The organism is Psychromonas sp. KJ10-5 (assembly GCF_055808325.1).
Genome location: NZ_CM147864.1, coordinates 1556276 through 1572120 on the forward strand (window position 1 = coordinate 1556276; position 15845 = coordinate 1572120).

Annotated in this window: 11 protein-coding genes; 5 read left to right on the forward strand and 6 right to left on the reverse strand. The window is 39.0% G+C overall.

Going from position 1 to position 15845, the window contains the following annotated elements; genetic code table 11:
* Positions 1-553 precede the first annotated feature (553 nt).
* Together carB and carA are read right to left on the reverse strand one after the other, a co-directional pair.
* Positions 554-3784, reverse strand: coding sequence for a carbamoyl-phosphate synthase large subunit (gene carB, locus AC0L3W_RS06975; protein WP_290037703.1), 3231 nt, complete (start codon positions 3782-3784; stop codon positions 554-556).
* A gap of 68 nt (positions 3785-3852) precedes the next feature.
* Entirely contained in the window at positions 3853-5001 is a 1149-nt protein-coding gene (carA, locus tag AC0L3W_RS06980) for a glutamine-hydrolyzing carbamoyl-phosphate synthase small subunit (protein WP_290037702.1), read from the reverse strand.
* Between the two features lie 546 nt (positions 5002-5547).
* On the opposite strand from carA, the gene AC0L3W_RS06985 reads away from it, so the two are divergent.
* Positions 5548-7005: an aminoacyl-histidine dipeptidase gene (locus tag AC0L3W_RS06985; protein WP_290037701.1), complete on the forward strand. Its 1458-nt coding sequence runs from the start codon at positions 5548-5550 to the stop codon at positions 7003-7005.
* A gap of 1204 nt (positions 7006-8209) precedes the next feature.
* Here the strand turns inward: AC0L3W_RS06985 and AC0L3W_RS06990 are convergent.
* Positions 8210-9166: a S49 family peptidase gene (locus AC0L3W_RS06990; RefSeq protein ID WP_409439313.1), complete on the reverse strand. Its 957-nt coding sequence runs from the start codon at positions 9164-9166 to the stop codon at positions 8210-8212.
* 146 nt (positions 9167-9312) lie between these two features.
* Here AC0L3W_RS06990 and AC0L3W_RS06995 point away from each other — a divergent pair, with 146 nt between their 5' ends.
* Both AC0L3W_RS06995 and AC0L3W_RS07000 read left to right on the forward strand, forming a co-directional pair.
* On the forward strand, positions 9313-10257 hold the full coding sequence (locus AC0L3W_RS06995; protein WP_409439312.1) for a tetratricopeptide repeat protein: 945 nt from the start codon (positions 9313-9315) through the stop codon (positions 10255-10257).
* A 280-nt stretch (positions 10258-10537) separates the two neighbouring features.
* Positions 10538-11329: a class I SAM-dependent methyltransferase gene (locus tag AC0L3W_RS07000; RefSeq protein WP_290037697.1), complete on the forward strand. Its 792-nt coding sequence runs from the start codon at positions 10538-10540 to the stop codon at positions 11327-11329.
* A 207-nt stretch (positions 11330-11536) separates the two neighbouring features.
* Here the strand turns inward: AC0L3W_RS07000 and AC0L3W_RS07005 are convergent, their stop codons facing one another.
* The 3 genes from AC0L3W_RS07005 to AC0L3W_RS07015 all read right to left on the reverse strand — a co-directional run bounded on the left by AC0L3W_RS07005 (position 11537) and on the right by AC0L3W_RS07015 (position 14380).
* Entirely contained in the window at positions 11537-11833 is a 297-nt protein-coding gene (locus AC0L3W_RS07005) for a DUF1244 domain-containing protein (RefSeq protein WP_409439311.1), read from the reverse strand.
* A gap of 328 nt (positions 11834-12161) precedes the next feature.
* Complete coding sequence (locus tag AC0L3W_RS07010; protein WP_290037694.1) at positions 12162-13658, reverse strand: alanine/glycine:cation symporter family protein; 1497 nt, start codon at positions 13656-13658, stop codon at positions 12162-12164.
* 389 nt (positions 13659-14047) lie between these two features.
* Positions 14048-14380 (reverse strand): YajD family HNH nuclease, encoded by a 333-nt coding sequence (locus AC0L3W_RS07015; RefSeq protein WP_290037693.1) that lies wholly within the window; start codon positions 14378-14380, stop codon positions 14048-14050.
* A gap of 178 nt (positions 14381-14558) precedes the next feature.
* On the opposite strand from AC0L3W_RS07015, the gene AC0L3W_RS07020 reads away from it, so the two are divergent.
* Both AC0L3W_RS07020 and AC0L3W_RS07025 read left to right on the forward strand, forming a co-directional pair.
* Positions 14559-14915, forward strand: a complete 357-nt coding sequence (locus tag AC0L3W_RS07020; RefSeq protein ID WP_290037691.1) for a VF530 family protein — start codon at positions 14559-14561, stop codon at positions 14913-14915.
* A gap of 74 nt (positions 14916-14989) precedes the next feature.
* Positions 14990-15349 carry a DUF3622 domain-containing protein gene (locus AC0L3W_RS07025; protein ID WP_113818679.1) on the forward strand — a complete coding sequence of 120 codons (360 nt, stop codon included), beginning with the start codon at positions 14990-14992 and terminating at the stop codon, positions 15347-15349.
* The last annotated feature ends 496 nt before the right edge of the window (positions 15350-15845 follow it).

The window sequence follows — 15845 nt, forward strand, 5'->3', positions numbered from 1 at the left end:
CACCGATTCAATTTCAACACCTAAAAACTTTCTTCATACGAAAAGTAATAGGTATATAGCACTTTATTTTCAGCCTCTTATTTTGATAATTATACCGATAACATTAAATATGTTATCAGAATTTTATACAGCAAAAGGAGTTCAATTCAAGGCGTAAATGATGTTCTATTTACGAAATTCACAACGAAGAAGTGAGCTGATTTAACAAGTGAAATAGATAAGTTATTTATTGTGTTCGGTATTATTTCCTACATACTTTTAAAAAACCTTTAGGTTCGACAATGATTTACTGCAAATGCACGTCGGCTTGCTTATCAATATCAGTTCTACTAAATATTAATAAGCAACCGGCACTATGAGTAACTTCTAGAGATGATAGCCGACCATCTATCTTTGGTGTTTAAAACACCTCTATGATACCCGCACACATACATATCAATTGCCGCGATAGGTATTTTAGAATCAAACTCCCCTAGCTCAAAGACAAAAAAGCCACTCATTTGAGTGGCTTCCTATTTACTACATCACTAGCTATTGATTATCAACTTAATGATTAACCATTAATGCGTTTATGTAGCTCTTGTACTGAACTTACTGTTGCTTCTGGTGCTGTTGGATCAGCAGTGTGAGCGCGGCAAGTTGCAAATGCACCGTTTAGCGTTGTTGTGTAGTTTACTTTATAACGTAATGCTGCACGACGTAACTGACGCGAATCTTCAATTGATATACGCCCTTCTGTGGTGTTCACAATGTATTTGTATTCACTGTTTTTAACACGGTCTAGAATGTGTGGACGGCCTTCGTGAACCTTGTTCACTAGGCGAGCTTCAATACCAGATTCTTGTAAGGTGATCATCGTACCGTGCGTTGCATCTAGTTCGAAACCTAAATCCAGCATTTGTTGTGCTAACTTAGCAACACGCTTTTTATCACTGTTACGAACAGATATTAATGCACGACCAATTTCAGGCACTTCTTTCGTTGAACCTAGTTCCGCTTTTGCATAAGCTTCAGCAAAGGTTGCACCTGCACCCATTACTTCACCTGTTGAACGCATTTCAGGACCTAAGATTGGGTCAGAGCCTGGGAATTTGTTAAACGGTAATACTACCTCTTTAACTGAGTAGTAAGGTGGAATAACTTCTTCAGTCACACCTAGTTCTTTCAGCGTTTTGCCTGCCATTACACTTGCGCCGATTTTAGCAATTGGCACACTTGTCGCTTTAGAAACAAATGGAACAGTACGGGCAGCACGTGGATTTACTTCAATCATGTAAATCTCGTTATCTTTTACCGCTAGCTGTGTATTCATCAAGCCAACAACACCTAGTTCCAGTGCTAATGCTTTGATGTAACCACGCATTTCGTCTTGAATTTCAGCGCTTAGCGTGTAAGCAGGTAATGAACATGCAGAGTCACCAGAGTGAACACCAGCTTGCTCGATGTGCTCCATGATGCCACCGATAACTACATCAGTACCGTCACAGATTGCATCAATATCAACTTCAACAGCGTCGTCTAAGAAACGGTCAAGTAGAACCGGTGATTCATTAGAAACACTTACTGCTTCTTTAAAGTAACGACGTAAGTCTTGCTCGTCATATACGATTTCCATCGCACGACCACCTAGTACATAAGAAGGACGTACAACTAATGGGTAACCAATGCGCTTAGCAGATTCAACCGCTTGCTCAAGTGTTGTTACTGTATCGTTTTCAGGCTGTTTAAGACCTAGACGCTCAACCACTTGTTGGAAACGTTCACGGTCTTCTGCGCGGTCAATCGCTTCTGGTGAAGTACCAATAATAGGTACGCCAGCCGCTTCAAGCGCACGTGCTAATTTAAGTGGCGTTTGACCACCGTATTGCACGATAACGCCTTTAGGGTTTTCAACACGTACGATTTCAAGTACATCTTCCAATGTGATTGATTCGAAGTATAAACGGTCTGAAGTATCGTAGTCAGTTGAAACCGTTTCAGGGTTACAGTTAACCATGATAGTTTCGTAACCATCTGCGCGCATTGCCATAGCTGCATGTACACAACAGTAATCGAACTCAATACCTTGACCGATACGGTTAGGGCCACCACCGATGATCATGATTTTCTCATTATCACTTGGGTTTGCTTCACACTCTTCATCGTAAGTTGAGTACATGTAAGCCGTATCAGATGAGAACTCTGCAGCACAGGTATCTACACGTTTGTAAACTGGGTGTAGTGCAAATTTTTCACGTAGTTTACGTACTTCAGTCTCAGATGAACCAATCACAGAAGCGATGCGGCTATCAGCAAAACCTTTACGTTTAAGTTTACGTAGTGAATCAGCATCTAGTGAGCGTAAACCGCCTTCTGCTAGTTTCTTCTCTTCTAAGATAAGATCTTCGATTTGAACTAGGAACCAGTTGTCAATCTTAGTGATGTTATGTACTTCTTCCATGGTCATACCAAGGCGGAATGCATCACCGATGTACCAAATACGTTCAGCACCTGCTTCACGTAGTTCGTATAAGACTTTTTCTTTTGCGTCATCAGCGTTTAAATCAACCATCGGGCTGAAACCGTCTGCACCAACTTCTAAGCCACGAAGTGCTTTTTGTAAAGATTCTTGTTGGTTACGGCCAATTGCCATTACTTCACCAACTGATTTCATTTGCGTTGTTAAACGATCGTTTGAGTTAGCAAATTTTTCAAAGTTAAAGCGTGGGATCTTAGTTACAACGTAATCGATAGTTGGCTCAAATGATGCTGGTGTTTTACCGCCAGTGATATCATTTTGTAATTCGTCAAGCGTGTAACCAACCGCTAGTTTTGCAGCGATTTTAGCAATCGGGAAACCTGTTGCTTTAGACGCTAATGCCGATGAACGTGATACACGAGGGTTCATCTCGATAAGTACCATACGGCCATCTGCAGGGTTAATACCAAACTGTACGTTTGAACCACCTGTTTCAACACCGATTTCACGTAATACTGCTAAAGAAGCGTTACGCATTAATTGGTATTCTTTATCTGTTAATGTTTGTGCTGGTGCAACCGTAATTGAGTCACCCGTATGAATCCCCATAGGGTCAAAGTTTTCAATCGCACATACAATGATACAGTTATCATTTTTGTCGCGAACTACTTCCATTTCATACTCTTTCCAACCGATTAATGATTCATCAATCAATAATTCATTGGTTGGAGAAAGGTCTAAACCGTTTGAACAAATATCATCAAACTCTTCTTGGTTGTATGCGATACCGCCGCCCGTTCCACCCATGGTAAAAGATGGACGAATAATACAAGGGAAGCCAACCATCTCTAATACGCCGTAAGCTTCTTCCATTGTATGTGCGATACCAGCACGTGGACATTCAAGTCCAATTTTCTTCATTGCTGCATCAAAACGGCTACGGTCTTCGGCTTTATCAATTGCATCAGCCGTTGCACCAATCATCTCAACGTTGTATTTCGCTAGCACGCCTTTTTCTTCAAGCTCTAGTGCACAGTTAAGCGCCGTTTGACCACCCATTGTTGGTAAAACGGCACAAGGACGCTCTTTAGCGATAATTTTTTCAACTACTTCCCAGTGAATTGGTTCGATGTAAGTGGCATCAGCCATTTCTGGGTCAGTCATGATGGTTGCAGGGTTAGAGTTTACAAGTACTACACGGTAGCCTTCTTCTCTTAGTGCTTTACATGCTTGCGCACCTGAATAGTCAAATTCACAAGCTTGGCCGATAACGATCGGGCCTGCTCCAATGATAAGGATGGTTTTTAAGTCATTACGTTTTGGCATCTGAAATTACCTTTTTATATCTGTTCAATGTGTTCGAAAGCCTTCGAACACAAGGTTATCCGGTTCAACTAAGCGTTTTTGTACTGTTCAATCAATTCAATGAAGTGATCAAATAGTGGTGCTGCATCATGTGGACCAGGGCTAGCTTCTGGGTGACCTTGGAAACTAAATGCCGCTTTATCGGTACGATGAATACCTTGTAAAGAACCATCAAACAATGAAACATGAGTCGCACGTAAGTTAGCAGGTAATGTTGCTTCATCTGCTGCAAAACCGTGGTTTTGGCTAGTGATCATCACTACATCACGTTCTAAGTCTTTCACTGGGTGGTTAGCGCCGTGGTGACCAAACTTCATTTTCACTGTTTTTGCACCACTTGCTAATGCAAGTAACTGGTGACCTAAACAGATACCAAATACAGGGATATCAGTTTTTAGAATCTCTTGAATTGCTTCAATGGCATAAGTACATGGTTCTGGGTCACCAGGGCCATTTGAAAGGAAAATACCATCAGGATTCAATGCCAGTACATCAGCGGCTGGTGTTTGCGCTGGTACTACTGTTAACTTACAGTCACGGTCAGCTAACATGCGTAAGATATTGCGTTTTACACCGTAGTCATAAGCTACTACGTGATATTTGCAATCTGTCTTTGGCGCAGGCAAACCGTCAGTTAGCGTCCAACTACCTTCAGACCATTCAAAAGATTCCGCAGTCGTTACTTCTTTAGCTAAGTCCATTCCTTTTAAACCTGGGAAGGCTTTAGCTTGCTCTAGTGCAGCCGCTTCATCAATGTTCTCGCCAGCCATAATACAGCCAGCTTGAGCACCCTTTTCACGTAAAATACGTGTTAGTTTACGAGTATCAATATCAGCAATACCAACCACATTACGTGATGCTAAGTATTCGCTTAATGATGCTTGATTACGGAAGTTGCTTGCTAGGAGAGGTAAATCACGGATAACTAAACCACAAGCATGGATTGCTGGGGATTCTTCATCTTCTTGGTTGGTGCCGGTGTTGCCGATGTGGGGATAAGTGAGTGTTACGATTTGTCTTGCGTAGGATGGATCAGTTAGGATTTCTTGGTAGCCGGTCATTGACGTATTAAAAACAACCTCACCAACAGAACTCCCATCAGCGCCAATTGATACGCCTTTAAAGACAGTCCCATCTTCCAACACCAGTATGGCAGAATGACTCAAGTTAACCTCCATAAATAAAACAAATAAATAAAAATTTATATAATCTGAGTGAGGCCATGCAGAGCATTTTTTCACCAGAAAATAGTAAAATTTGGCAAATTCCGTGCATTTTATAGATCTTCAGTCCAATTGACCAATCAAATTTTACATTTTATTAAAAATATATCTTATTAATTTTTACTTAAGAAGATATGACGGTGGTCACAAAAGTTATCGAGATCAAATTTCTAGAGTTTGGCCATTAAAATGATTGGAATTATTGATTAAACCGAGTAGCGTAACCTTTATAAAGCAGCACGCTTAAATGACACGAAAATAAAATAACACATTGATTTTAAATTAAATAAATTGGTTTTCATTATAATTCCGAAGTTGATTAGCTAACGCAAATCAAGTTAACCATGGTCAACATTATTTAAGTGCTTTTAAGGTTTCTTTTTATACAACAACTTCGGTCTGTTTTTTACACAAATTGCATTTGTGAAAAATGTCCTAGCTTGCATATTAAACCAAGCAAAACTGAGGTTATTTTCATTTTATTCGGCAAAAGGCCTGTTTATGCAACAATTACAATCACATTCAGCAGCTCCAGTCTGGTCATTCTTCGAAAATATCTGTGCCATTCCTCGCCCTTCTAAACATGAAGAACAAATACGAAACTGGATTATTAATTGGGCACAAGAAAATAATATTGCTTGTGTTAAGGACAAAATAGGTAATTTAATACTAACAAAACCTGCTTTCGTAGGATATGAAGATAAAACACCGGTTATATTGCAATGCCATCTAGATATGGTCCCGCAAAAAAACAACGATAAAGAACATAACTTTTTAACCGACCCCATTATTCCTATTATAGATGGCGAATGGCTTCGAGCAGACAATACAACGCTAGGAGCTGATAACGGCATTGGTATGGCGTCATGTTTAGCTGTTTTAGCAGATTCAACCATTGAACATGGCCCATTAGAAGTATTAATCACTACCGACGAAGAAACCGGAATGACCGGTGCTTTTGGCTTGGAAGCAGGACAGTTACAGGGAAAGCTATTCATTAACACTGATTCAGAACAAGAAGGCGAACTTTATGTTGGCTGTGCAGGTGGTGTTAACGTGAATGTCTTATTACCCTTTGAAAAAATGGAAACAGATATTACTGATAGCGCTTATCAAATCAGTATCTCTGGTTTAAAAGGTGGGCACTCAGGTGTAGATATTAACCTAGGTCGTGCTAACGCGATAAAAGAATTGGCAAATGTATTAACTAACCTCGATGCGGCACCATTTCTTGTTTCATCACTGTCTGGCGGCAGTTTACGTAATGCAATTCCACGTGAAGCACAGGCAATTATTGTATGCGATGCACAATATCAAAATAGTTTAGAAACAGTGATCAATACTTTGCAGGTCAGCTTACGTGACAAGTATAGAGAGAGTGAAAGTAACTTTACGATCACACTTCAACCTTGTGATTTACCAAGCTCAGTATTAACTCATCAATGTCACGAAAACTTAATCAATGCTCTCGCAACTTGTCCAAATGGAATTTACTCGATGGATGATAGTTTTCCTAATGTGGTGGAAACCTCCAGTAACCTTGCTGTGGTGACCCAACAAAGTGGTTTAATGAATCAATTTGCGATACAAATACTAATTCGCTCTCAAATAGAAGAAGACAAACACAAATACGCTAAGCAAATTACAACTCACTTTGAACAATACGAAGGACGCGTAGCTAAAGAAGGTAACTATCCAGGTTGGACGCCAAATAAAGATTCGGCTATCTATAAAACCATGGAAACCCAATATGAGGACCTGTTTGGTAAAAAACCAAAAGCCATGGTTATTCACGCAGGGCTAGAATGCGGATTATTCTGTGAGAAATACCCACACTGGGACATGATCTCTTTCGGCCCTACCATCAAGTTTCCACACAGCCCAGATGAAAAAGTAGAGATAGCCTCAGTGGATAAATACTGGTCATTATTAAAAGCCACATTAAAAGCAATAGATTAATGGTTAGGTAATAAAAATAGGATAGCGCTTCAGCCTGAAAAAGCAGGCTGAAGCGAGTATGCGGCCATCGCATATGACTATTTTCTTGAATGAGCGAAAATCTAATTCAAAATACTCAACCCCAACACAAAAAGAAAAAACACTGCAGGCTAAAGCATGCGCCCCTTAAAAGATGTGTCGTTTAATTGGGCTTTAGTTAACTAAGGGGTTACATAAATTAGCTATGTAAGTGAGAGTAAATATAAATTAGTAGCGATAGCGATGAGACAAAGTCTGATATTCGGGGCGCTGCCTTTAGCCTGCCAGTATGCGAGCCATCGCATAACAGTATTAGCCATAATGAGCGAAGCAAAAATCTATTTACAAGATTAAGTAGTAAACCCAAAAAACTGCAAGCTAAAGCATGCGCCCCAAAGTCAAAAGAGGTGTCGCTTAATTGCGTTTCTGTTAACTAAACGAGCTATGAACCTTGAGAGTAAAGACAAATTAGTAGCGATAGTGATGGGACGAAGTCTAATATTCGGGGCGCTGGCTTTAGCCTGCCAGTATGCGAGTTATCGCATAATAGTATTAGACATAATGAGCGAAGCAAAAATATACTTACAAGATTAAGTAGTAAACACAAAAAACTGCAAGCCAAAGCATGCGCCCCAAAGTCAAAAGAGGTGTCGCTTAATTGCGTTTCTGTTAACTAAACGAGCTATGAACGTTGAGAGTAAAGACAAATTAGTAGCGATAGCGATGAGACGAAGTCTAATATTCGGGGCGCTGGCTTTAGTCTGTAGTATACAAGCCATCGCATAATAGTATTAGTCATAATGAGCGAAGCAAAAATCTATTTACAAGATTAAGTAGTAAACCCAAAAAGCTGCAAGCTAAAGCATGCGCCTCAAAGTCAAAAGAGGTGTCGCTTAATTGCGTTTCTGTTAACTAAACGAGCTATGAACGTTGAGAGTAAAGACAAATTAGTAGCGATAGTGATTAGACGAAGTCTGATATTCGGGGCGCTGGCTTTAGCCTGCCAGTATGCGAGTTATCGCATACAACTATCCCCTTGAATAAGCATAAACCTAATTCAAGATGTTCAATACTGATCAAACCACGGTTGTTTTATAATGATGCCCCCCTTAACCCACAAACAAAAACGCCTCTAATATCAGAGGCGTTATAAATGCAATGAGTTAGTAGCTATAAACAGAAAGCGTTATCTCAACTCCATTGATGCGTTTGAGCTATTCAATAATGTGGCAACACCTTCACCAATTGATAGACCTAATTGCTCAGTAAAGCTTTCTAATGGTGATGGTTTAATTGAATAATCTACAATATCTTCCGCTTGAATGACTTCTCTCGCCACATAACCAGGGCTACCTAAACCATCAATTAATCCCGTTGCTAAAGCTTGTTCACCATTCCAGATCAACCCAGAGTAAAGGTCTTCGTTATCTTTAAGTAAACGATCACCACGTCCTTCTTCAACTACTTTAATAAACTGCTGATGAGTACTGTCTAACACACTTTGCCAAAACTCCCCTTCATCCTTTTTAGCAGGGGAAAAAGGGTCTAAGAATGCTTTATGTTCTCCAGAGGTATAATGACGACGTTCAACACCAACTTTCTCCATTAAATCTACAAAACCAAATCCAGATGCGGTAACACCAATTGACCCCACTAAACTGGCTTTGTCGGCATAAATTTCATCAGCGGCAACTGCCATATAATATCCACCCGACGCACCTAACTCAGCAATCACTGCATATAATTTTTTCTCAGGATACAAACTGCGTAAACGTTTGATTTCATCATTAACATAGCCTGCTTGTACAGGACTACCACCTGGGCTATTAATGACCATCATTACTGCTTTTGAATATTCATTTTTAAATGCAGCTCTTAATGAACTGACAATACTATTTGCATTTGCCTCTTCATCGGCAGCAATCACACCATTAACCACAACCATTGCAGTGTGCTTTTCTTGTGAAGACGTATCTTTATCTAATAACCCAGTATTCATAAACAAAAATAGGCCAACGAATAAATAGGTAAAAGTTAATAATTTAAAAAACACCCCCCAACGACGTGTTCTTTTTTGTTCCTTAAAGGTTTCTTTCATGAAACCAGATAACCACTTTTCTTGATGACTTTCAGGCTCTTGCATAATTATTTCTCACAGATTAAATAAGCTCACTATTCAACCTGTAATTAATTCCAATATCAAGGAAAAAGATTGTCTTTACTGTTGTAATACTGTGCGCTTCGTTCATACTTTCACGTTCATTTTAGCGCGTCAAAGGACATCGGTTTATGCCAATTAAAGTTATACTATTTGCATTTTTCAGTATCATTTCTTCTCTGTCATGGGCAGTGGAAGAAACAACACCGCCTAATACAGAAGAAACTGTATCTGCCGTTAAACATGTGCAAAAAATAGAAGCTGCCGTGCAAGCTGCATTGGAAAAAAAACAAGCGCAAGCGGATACCCCTATCTTTGCAGAAAAAGCCCTTGTCGAGCGTTATGTACTAGATGAATTAAAAGTACTACGTCATGATCTACAAGATTTAGAGCGAAGCCTTACTATACAAATTACCGATCGTGAATTAGATGTTGCTGATAAATCATTAAGCTACGCAGAGCAAACCGTTAACTTCTTCTTTTATGTGATTGCTGGTGTTGCTTCATTAGTTGCTCTGTTTGGCTGGAAGTCATTACATGAAATTCGTGTAAACACCACCAAAAAAGCCAATGCCGAAATTAAAATGATTGCACAATCCTATGAAGAAAAGTTTAAAACCCTAGAAAAAGACTTGCGAAGAAAAACCTTGCGTATTGCCGATAACCATATCGAAATAGAAAAGATTAACGAGATCCACAATCTCTGGTTACGTGCGCAAAAAGGACAAACGCCAGAGCAAAAAATGGCTGCGTACGATGCTATCTTAAAAATCCGTCCTGGTGACTTAGAAGCCTTAACCTCTAAGGCCGATGCAGCAATGGAATTAAAAGAGTTCCATTGGGCATTAAGTATTTGTAACCGTGTATTAGATATGGACGATACCAATCAAGATGCCTTCTACCAACGCGCCTGTGCTTACGCTTGTTTAGGTGTAGAAGATCAAGCAATCAGTGATTTAGAGAAAGCCATTGAAGGCCGTTCTGCCTTAAGAGAATTAGCAGCAGATGAAGATGATTTTGAAAACTTACAAGGCAATGAAGCCTTTGATGCTTTGTTAACATCATCAGATAATTAACCTGCCCTTTCCCATTGAGCCTAACAGGATTTAGGCTCTCTTCATCTCGACAAAAATATCACAACATTGCGCCACCCATTTGCTATACTGCGCGCGATTTTAATATCAATCATATTAAATAAGAGATCTAAATTTTGCGCAGGAAAATTGGCTTAGTTCAAGGTGTAATTTTAGTTAAATAGTTATTCTATTTGCGAAAATTACAACGAGCAAATAAGTGGTTTTAACCAGTAAAATAGACCAGTTAATTAGTAACATTGATATAATACAGGAACAGATAATGATCATCGATAAAACATGGCGAATTTTAACAGTTGGAGACGGTGATCTGTCTTTTTCTGCTTCTTTACTGACTCACTACCAGCCAGCAAGTTTAACCGCGACCGTACTTGATACAAGTGACGTATTATTAGGTAAGTATGCACACAATGATTACCAAACATTATTAGATCAGCAATGCCCTGTATTATGCGAATTCGACGTAACCAATCCTAATGCTTGGTCGAAATTGGCAAAGCATAGCTTTGATTTAGTGATTTTTCAGTTTCCCTTAATACCAGCCTTTAAATCACATCAAGAGTTTCAAGAAAAATGCAAAGAAGTGCATATCAATACGTTAAACCGCCAACTATTACGTCACTTTTTAATAAACTCCTTTGAGCACTTTTTAGATCCAAATGGATCACGCTTGTGTTACATCACCTCTAAAGATGTAAAACCTTATAAAGAGTGGAATATTGAAAATGCGCTACACAGAAATACTGACATTGATTACTTAGGCTGGCATGATTTTAATATTGATGCTTTCCCAGGTTACAAAGTACGAAATGTCGACCGAGATAAGCATGTCAAAGACACCAAAGGCATTACCTACGTATGGAGTGATAACTCAGAACACACCATCAAGTCACAATTAAGTGAAGCAATATATCAAGGTGAAGCCTACTGTGAATTATGTGCCACCGGCCCATATAACAACGCGCAAGACAAACTAAAGCATCAAAGTACCAAAAAACACCTGAACATGATCAACTATGAAGCTATGTGGCAACTGATATTAGATAGAGAATAAAAAGTCAGTGTTACTGTATAAACTTGAAGGCTTTCGTTTGAGCAGAAATCAGAACATGTTTGGTAAATTACCAAAATAAACACCAATGACTAGCGATAACTATTAGATAAGTCTAATTTCAGGGGCGTTTGCTTTAGCCTGCCAGTATGCGAGTCATCGCATACTCGTATTAGCCACAACAAACACTCCCTAACATCTAACTTACAACTACTTCTTCGCTTTTAACGCTTCAAACTTCGCCATCTGCTCTGGTGTTGCTGGCAATTGATGATGCGCTTTCCATTCGCTGTACGGCATACCATAGACATGCTCTCGGGCTTGCTCGTCTGTCATATCAATATTACGCTTTTGCGCTTCTGCTAACATCCATTTTGATAAGCAGTTTCGACAAAAATCAGCAGTATTCATTAACTCAATATTTTGCACATCTTTACGGCTGTCTAAATGCTTTAGTAAACGACGAAATGCTGCTGCTTCTAATTCTACTTGTTGTGTACTATCCATTTTTATTCCTACTTTTAAATTAACCATGAACCTGAAGTTCACAGTATCTATTATTCATTAATGAATACCAATTCAATTAACAACCAGATCTAACTTACTGGTTAAAGCAATTCGATTCTGTGTTGCCACTTCCATAAAGAAAAACAACTAATCATATCAAATGAGAGCTTTAATTTAGTAATTTTTCTACGTAAAAATAAGCCCACACAATTAAGGGAATTAGCAAAATTACCCCTCCCTTTTCTGATAAAAAACGCCATTTAGTGATAAAACTAAATGGCGTTTATAAAAAATAACAAGTTAACTCAGAAAAGTATTTAACGAATGTTTATTTTTTAGCTTTCTCTTTTTCTAACCTTTGCTCCCAGAATACCGCTTTCTTGATACCTAATTTAACAGGGTCAAAAGAGTAAGACTCAGGATTTGTCTTGCGCTGTTGCTCGTAATCTTTTAATGCTTTGATAGCAGGCTTACCCATGAAGAAAATAAGTAAAATACCGACAATATTTAACCAAGCCATTAAACCAACACCAACATCACCTAAACCCCATGCTAGGTTAGCTGTTTTCACTGTACCGTAGAAAGCAGCTGCGATAAGCACCACTTTTAATAGGAAAGTAAAATCAGGTAATTTAAGCGTACGACGTAAGTAAGCCACGTTAGTTTCAGCAATATAGTAGTAAGCTAAAATCGTCGTGAAAGAGAAGAAAAATAACGCTAATGCAATGAATGGTTTACCGATCCCTGGTAATACTTTATCAACCGCTAATTGCGTAAAAGCAGGGCCATTTGCCGCAATTTCAGCACCAATATTTTGCACTAAGAATGTTTCTCCAACACCATGTACGTTATAAGCACCGGTAATTAAAATAACAAATGCAGTAGCAGAACACACTAATAATGTATCAATGTAAACAGAAAATGCTTGTACTAAGCCTTGTTGTGCAGGATGTTCAACTTCTGCAGCCGCCGCCGCATGAGGACCTGTACCTTGGCCGGCTTCATTTGAGTAAACACCACGTTTAACCCCCCAACCGATTGCGGCACCAACACCAGCCATTGGGCTAAATGCATCGCCTACAATCATCATGAAGATAGAGGGTAATTCAGTAATGTGTAAACCAATGATAACCAACACAATCAAGACATAAGCAAAAGCCATAAATGGCACAACCACTTGTGTAAAGTTAGCAATACGTTTAACGCCACCGAAGATGATGAAGCCTAACATCACCACAATGACCATACCAGTCATGATTTTAGCTTGGCTGAATACACCCATGCCTGTTTCAATTAATGAACCAGAGCCAAAGGCTAACTCAATACCGTTACCGATACTGTTAGATTGAATACCAGGTAATAAAAGACCACAAGCAGCGATAGTTGCGATAGCAAAAAGAACAGCGTACCAACGTTGGCCTGTTACTTTTTCTAAATAATAAGCGGGACCACCACGATATTGGCCACCATCCACTTCTTTATAAACTTGCGCCAATGTTGATTCAACGTAAGCTGTTGCCGCACCTAAAAATGCAACCACCCACATCCAAAATACAGCACCAGGACCACCAAAACCAATTGCGGCTGCAACACCAGCAATATTACCCGTCCCTACACGACCAGATAATGAAACAGATAACGCTTGAAATGATGAAATCCCTTGTTTCGAGTTCTTACCCGATAACAACAAAGTGTACATCTCTTTAAATAAACGAACTTGTACAAACTTAGTCTGAAGCGAATAAAAAAGTCCCGCAGCCAAACACAAATAAATAAGTGCCGGGCTCCATATCAGACCATTTAAAAAATCCACTAACTCCTGCATATAACTTTCCTCACTGAAAATAAATATCCTTGAACCAGCCAAAAACTGACCAGATCTTACAGGCGAATAAACTAAACATTAGTGGTTAAAAAGTAAAATATTAAATAGCGAGAACGTAGCTGAAAGTACTGATATATATGATGTTAGTAAAAAGAAGACTCATAAACATACAATTTATTAACAATAAACAAACAAAAAATGAATATTAAATAATCACATATAAATGACAAAATACAAATATGACGATTAATAGAGTAAATATCAATATTAAATGTAATGAAATAAAAATAGATAAATCAGTGTTATAGGTCAATATAAAGAGGAATAAATGTGCTAATACATACCTTTTTTATACTTATCACAAAGTACGTACTAGATCACATTTTCAACTATTTCTTCATTTTTGAAAGTAAATCTGCAAATGGGTTATATGTCGCCGTGGCTACGTTTTCATCGCCCGCTTCAACATGACTGCCATATAAGTCAGCTTGTGTGTATTTATCATGCTCATGATCATGGCAATAAATACACAATAATTCCCAATTACTTCCATCGGCAGGGTTATTACTGTGGTCATGGTCCATGTGGTGCACAGTCAACTCCTTCAAGTTTGAGTAAGGAAATTCACGAGCACATTTACCGCATACCCAAGGAAATAGCTTTAACGCTTTATCACGATAATCGCTTTCTAAACTTTTATAATTACTTGGAATGTAAGCCATCTCAACCTCTTAATATCAAAATCTGCCTCATGATATGATTTCAACGGAGATAAGTGAACTAATTCAATATAAAAATTGTGATTATTGACATTTAATTAAGCATTAATTCTCACTTGCTGTAAGCTGACACAGTAAATTATTCATCAGCAATACATCGATTCAAAAAAGACAATTAAACATGCAAACAAATGACCCATTGCACGGCGTTAAGCTGGCTCAAATCTTAACCGACCTTCAAACCAAATATTCATGGAAAGAGATGGGAGATAAATTAGGCATAAAATGCTTTTTAAACAATCCCACACAAAAATCATGCTTAAAATTTTTACGTCAAACTCCTTGGGCAAGAAGCCGTGTTGAAATTATGTATTTAAAAACTTTTTGCAGTCAACATCCTGAGACGACTAAACTGATCCGAAGTATCTTAGCAACACAAGATAAAAAGCAACAAACGCCCGCTCCAAAATCAGAGAAAAAACCATCGGTTATTAAAAGCAACGATGGATTTCAATGGGCTAAAATTAACAACAAATAAGCGGTGAAGATTATAGCCAAACTGTGTTACTATCGCGCGCCTAAAATAAACAACGTCTAAACTAGGAATAGCTCATGACCCAACAAAAAAAGTTCGATTACCAAATCAAACAGGACGCTAATACCTGGAGTGCAGAAATCACCCGTCGTGTTAGTGCTCGTAGAAGCAATGTATCAAAGCAACAAGATGGTTTTGCCACTGAAGCGTTAGCCATTGAATGGGCTGAAAAAGAATTAGAAGGCTTTTTAACAAAACAAAAAGAAGCTAATGCACGTAAATCTGAACGCCGTGCAGAGCGTAACGCGCAAGCTGAAAAAGCAGCTGCAGCAAAAGAAGCTGCTAACGCTGCATTCTTAGCAAAAAGAGAAGAAGCACGTGCTCGCGCACTAGAAGCTGATGACGCAGAGTTTGACTACGATTACGACGAAGAATAAATTTAACGTCTGACAGCCCTCCTTAGAGCAACACATTTCAAAGGCCAATCTACACTGTAGATTGGCCTTTTTGTTGATGGGATGGAAAAGACTCAGCTAAACAACACATCTTTTAACCTTGGCCGCTGAGCGAATTAGCTAAAAAGCTAAGGTTACGAGCGGAAGAGCCCAGCGGTACTTCTTAAGTACCTTGGTTAACTAAAATCCAATTAAACGACACATCTTTTAAGGGGCGCTGGGCGAGTTAGCCGACAGGCTAGTATCACGAGCGGAAGAGCTCTGCGATTCCTTTTTTTAGCCTGCATCTTTTGATTTTTTGTGTTTAATTTTTTTGAGTGGGATTTTTAGTTCGCTTTGCTCATAGCGACTAATATTATTACGCGGTTACCCGCATACTGGCAGACTAAAGTCAGCGCCCCGAACATCAAGCTTCGCTGAATCGCTATTGCTACTAACCTGTCTCCCCTCTTCAATGACGACTCATTTCAGCCAGCTT

Coding starts and splice junctions, on each gene's coding strand:
- carB (WP_290037703.1), bottom strand. CDS start 3,784: ATGCCAAAACGTAATGACTTAAAAACCATCCTTATCATTGGAGCAGGC.
- carA (WP_290037702.1), bottom strand. CDS start 5,001: ATGGAGGTTAACTTGAGTCATTCTGCCATACTGGTGTTGGAAGATGGG.
- AC0L3W_RS06985 (WP_290037701.1), top strand. CDS start 5,548: ATGCAACAATTACAATCACATTCAGCAGCTCCAGTCTGGTCATTCTTC.
- AC0L3W_RS06990 (WP_409439313.1), bottom strand. CDS start 9,166: ATGCAAGAGCCTGAAAGTCATCAAGAAAAGTGGTTATCTGGTTTCATG.
- AC0L3W_RS06995 (WP_409439312.1), top strand. CDS start 9,313: ATGCCAATTAAAGTTATACTATTTGCATTTTTCAGTATCATTTCTTCT.
- AC0L3W_RS07000 (WP_290037697.1), top strand. CDS start 10,538: ATGATCATCGATAAAACATGGCGAATTTTAACAGTTGGAGACGGTGAT.
- AC0L3W_RS07005 (WP_409439311.1), bottom strand. CDS start 11,833: ATGGATAGTACACAACAAGTAGAATTAGAAGCAGCAGCATTTCGTCGT.
- AC0L3W_RS07010 (WP_290037694.1), bottom strand. CDS start 13,658: ATGCAGGAGTTAGTGGATTTTTTAAATGGTCTGATATGGAGCCCGGCA.
- AC0L3W_RS07015 (WP_290037693.1), bottom strand. CDS start 14,380: ATGGCTTACATTCCAAGTAATTATAAAAGTTTAGAAAGCGATTATCGT.
- AC0L3W_RS07020 (WP_290037691.1), top strand. CDS start 14,559: ATGCAAACAAATGACCCATTGCACGGCGTTAAGCTGGCTCAAATCTTA.
- AC0L3W_RS07025 (WP_113818679.1), top strand. CDS start 14,990: ATGACCCAACAAAAAAAGTTCGATTACCAAATCAAACAGGACGCTAAT.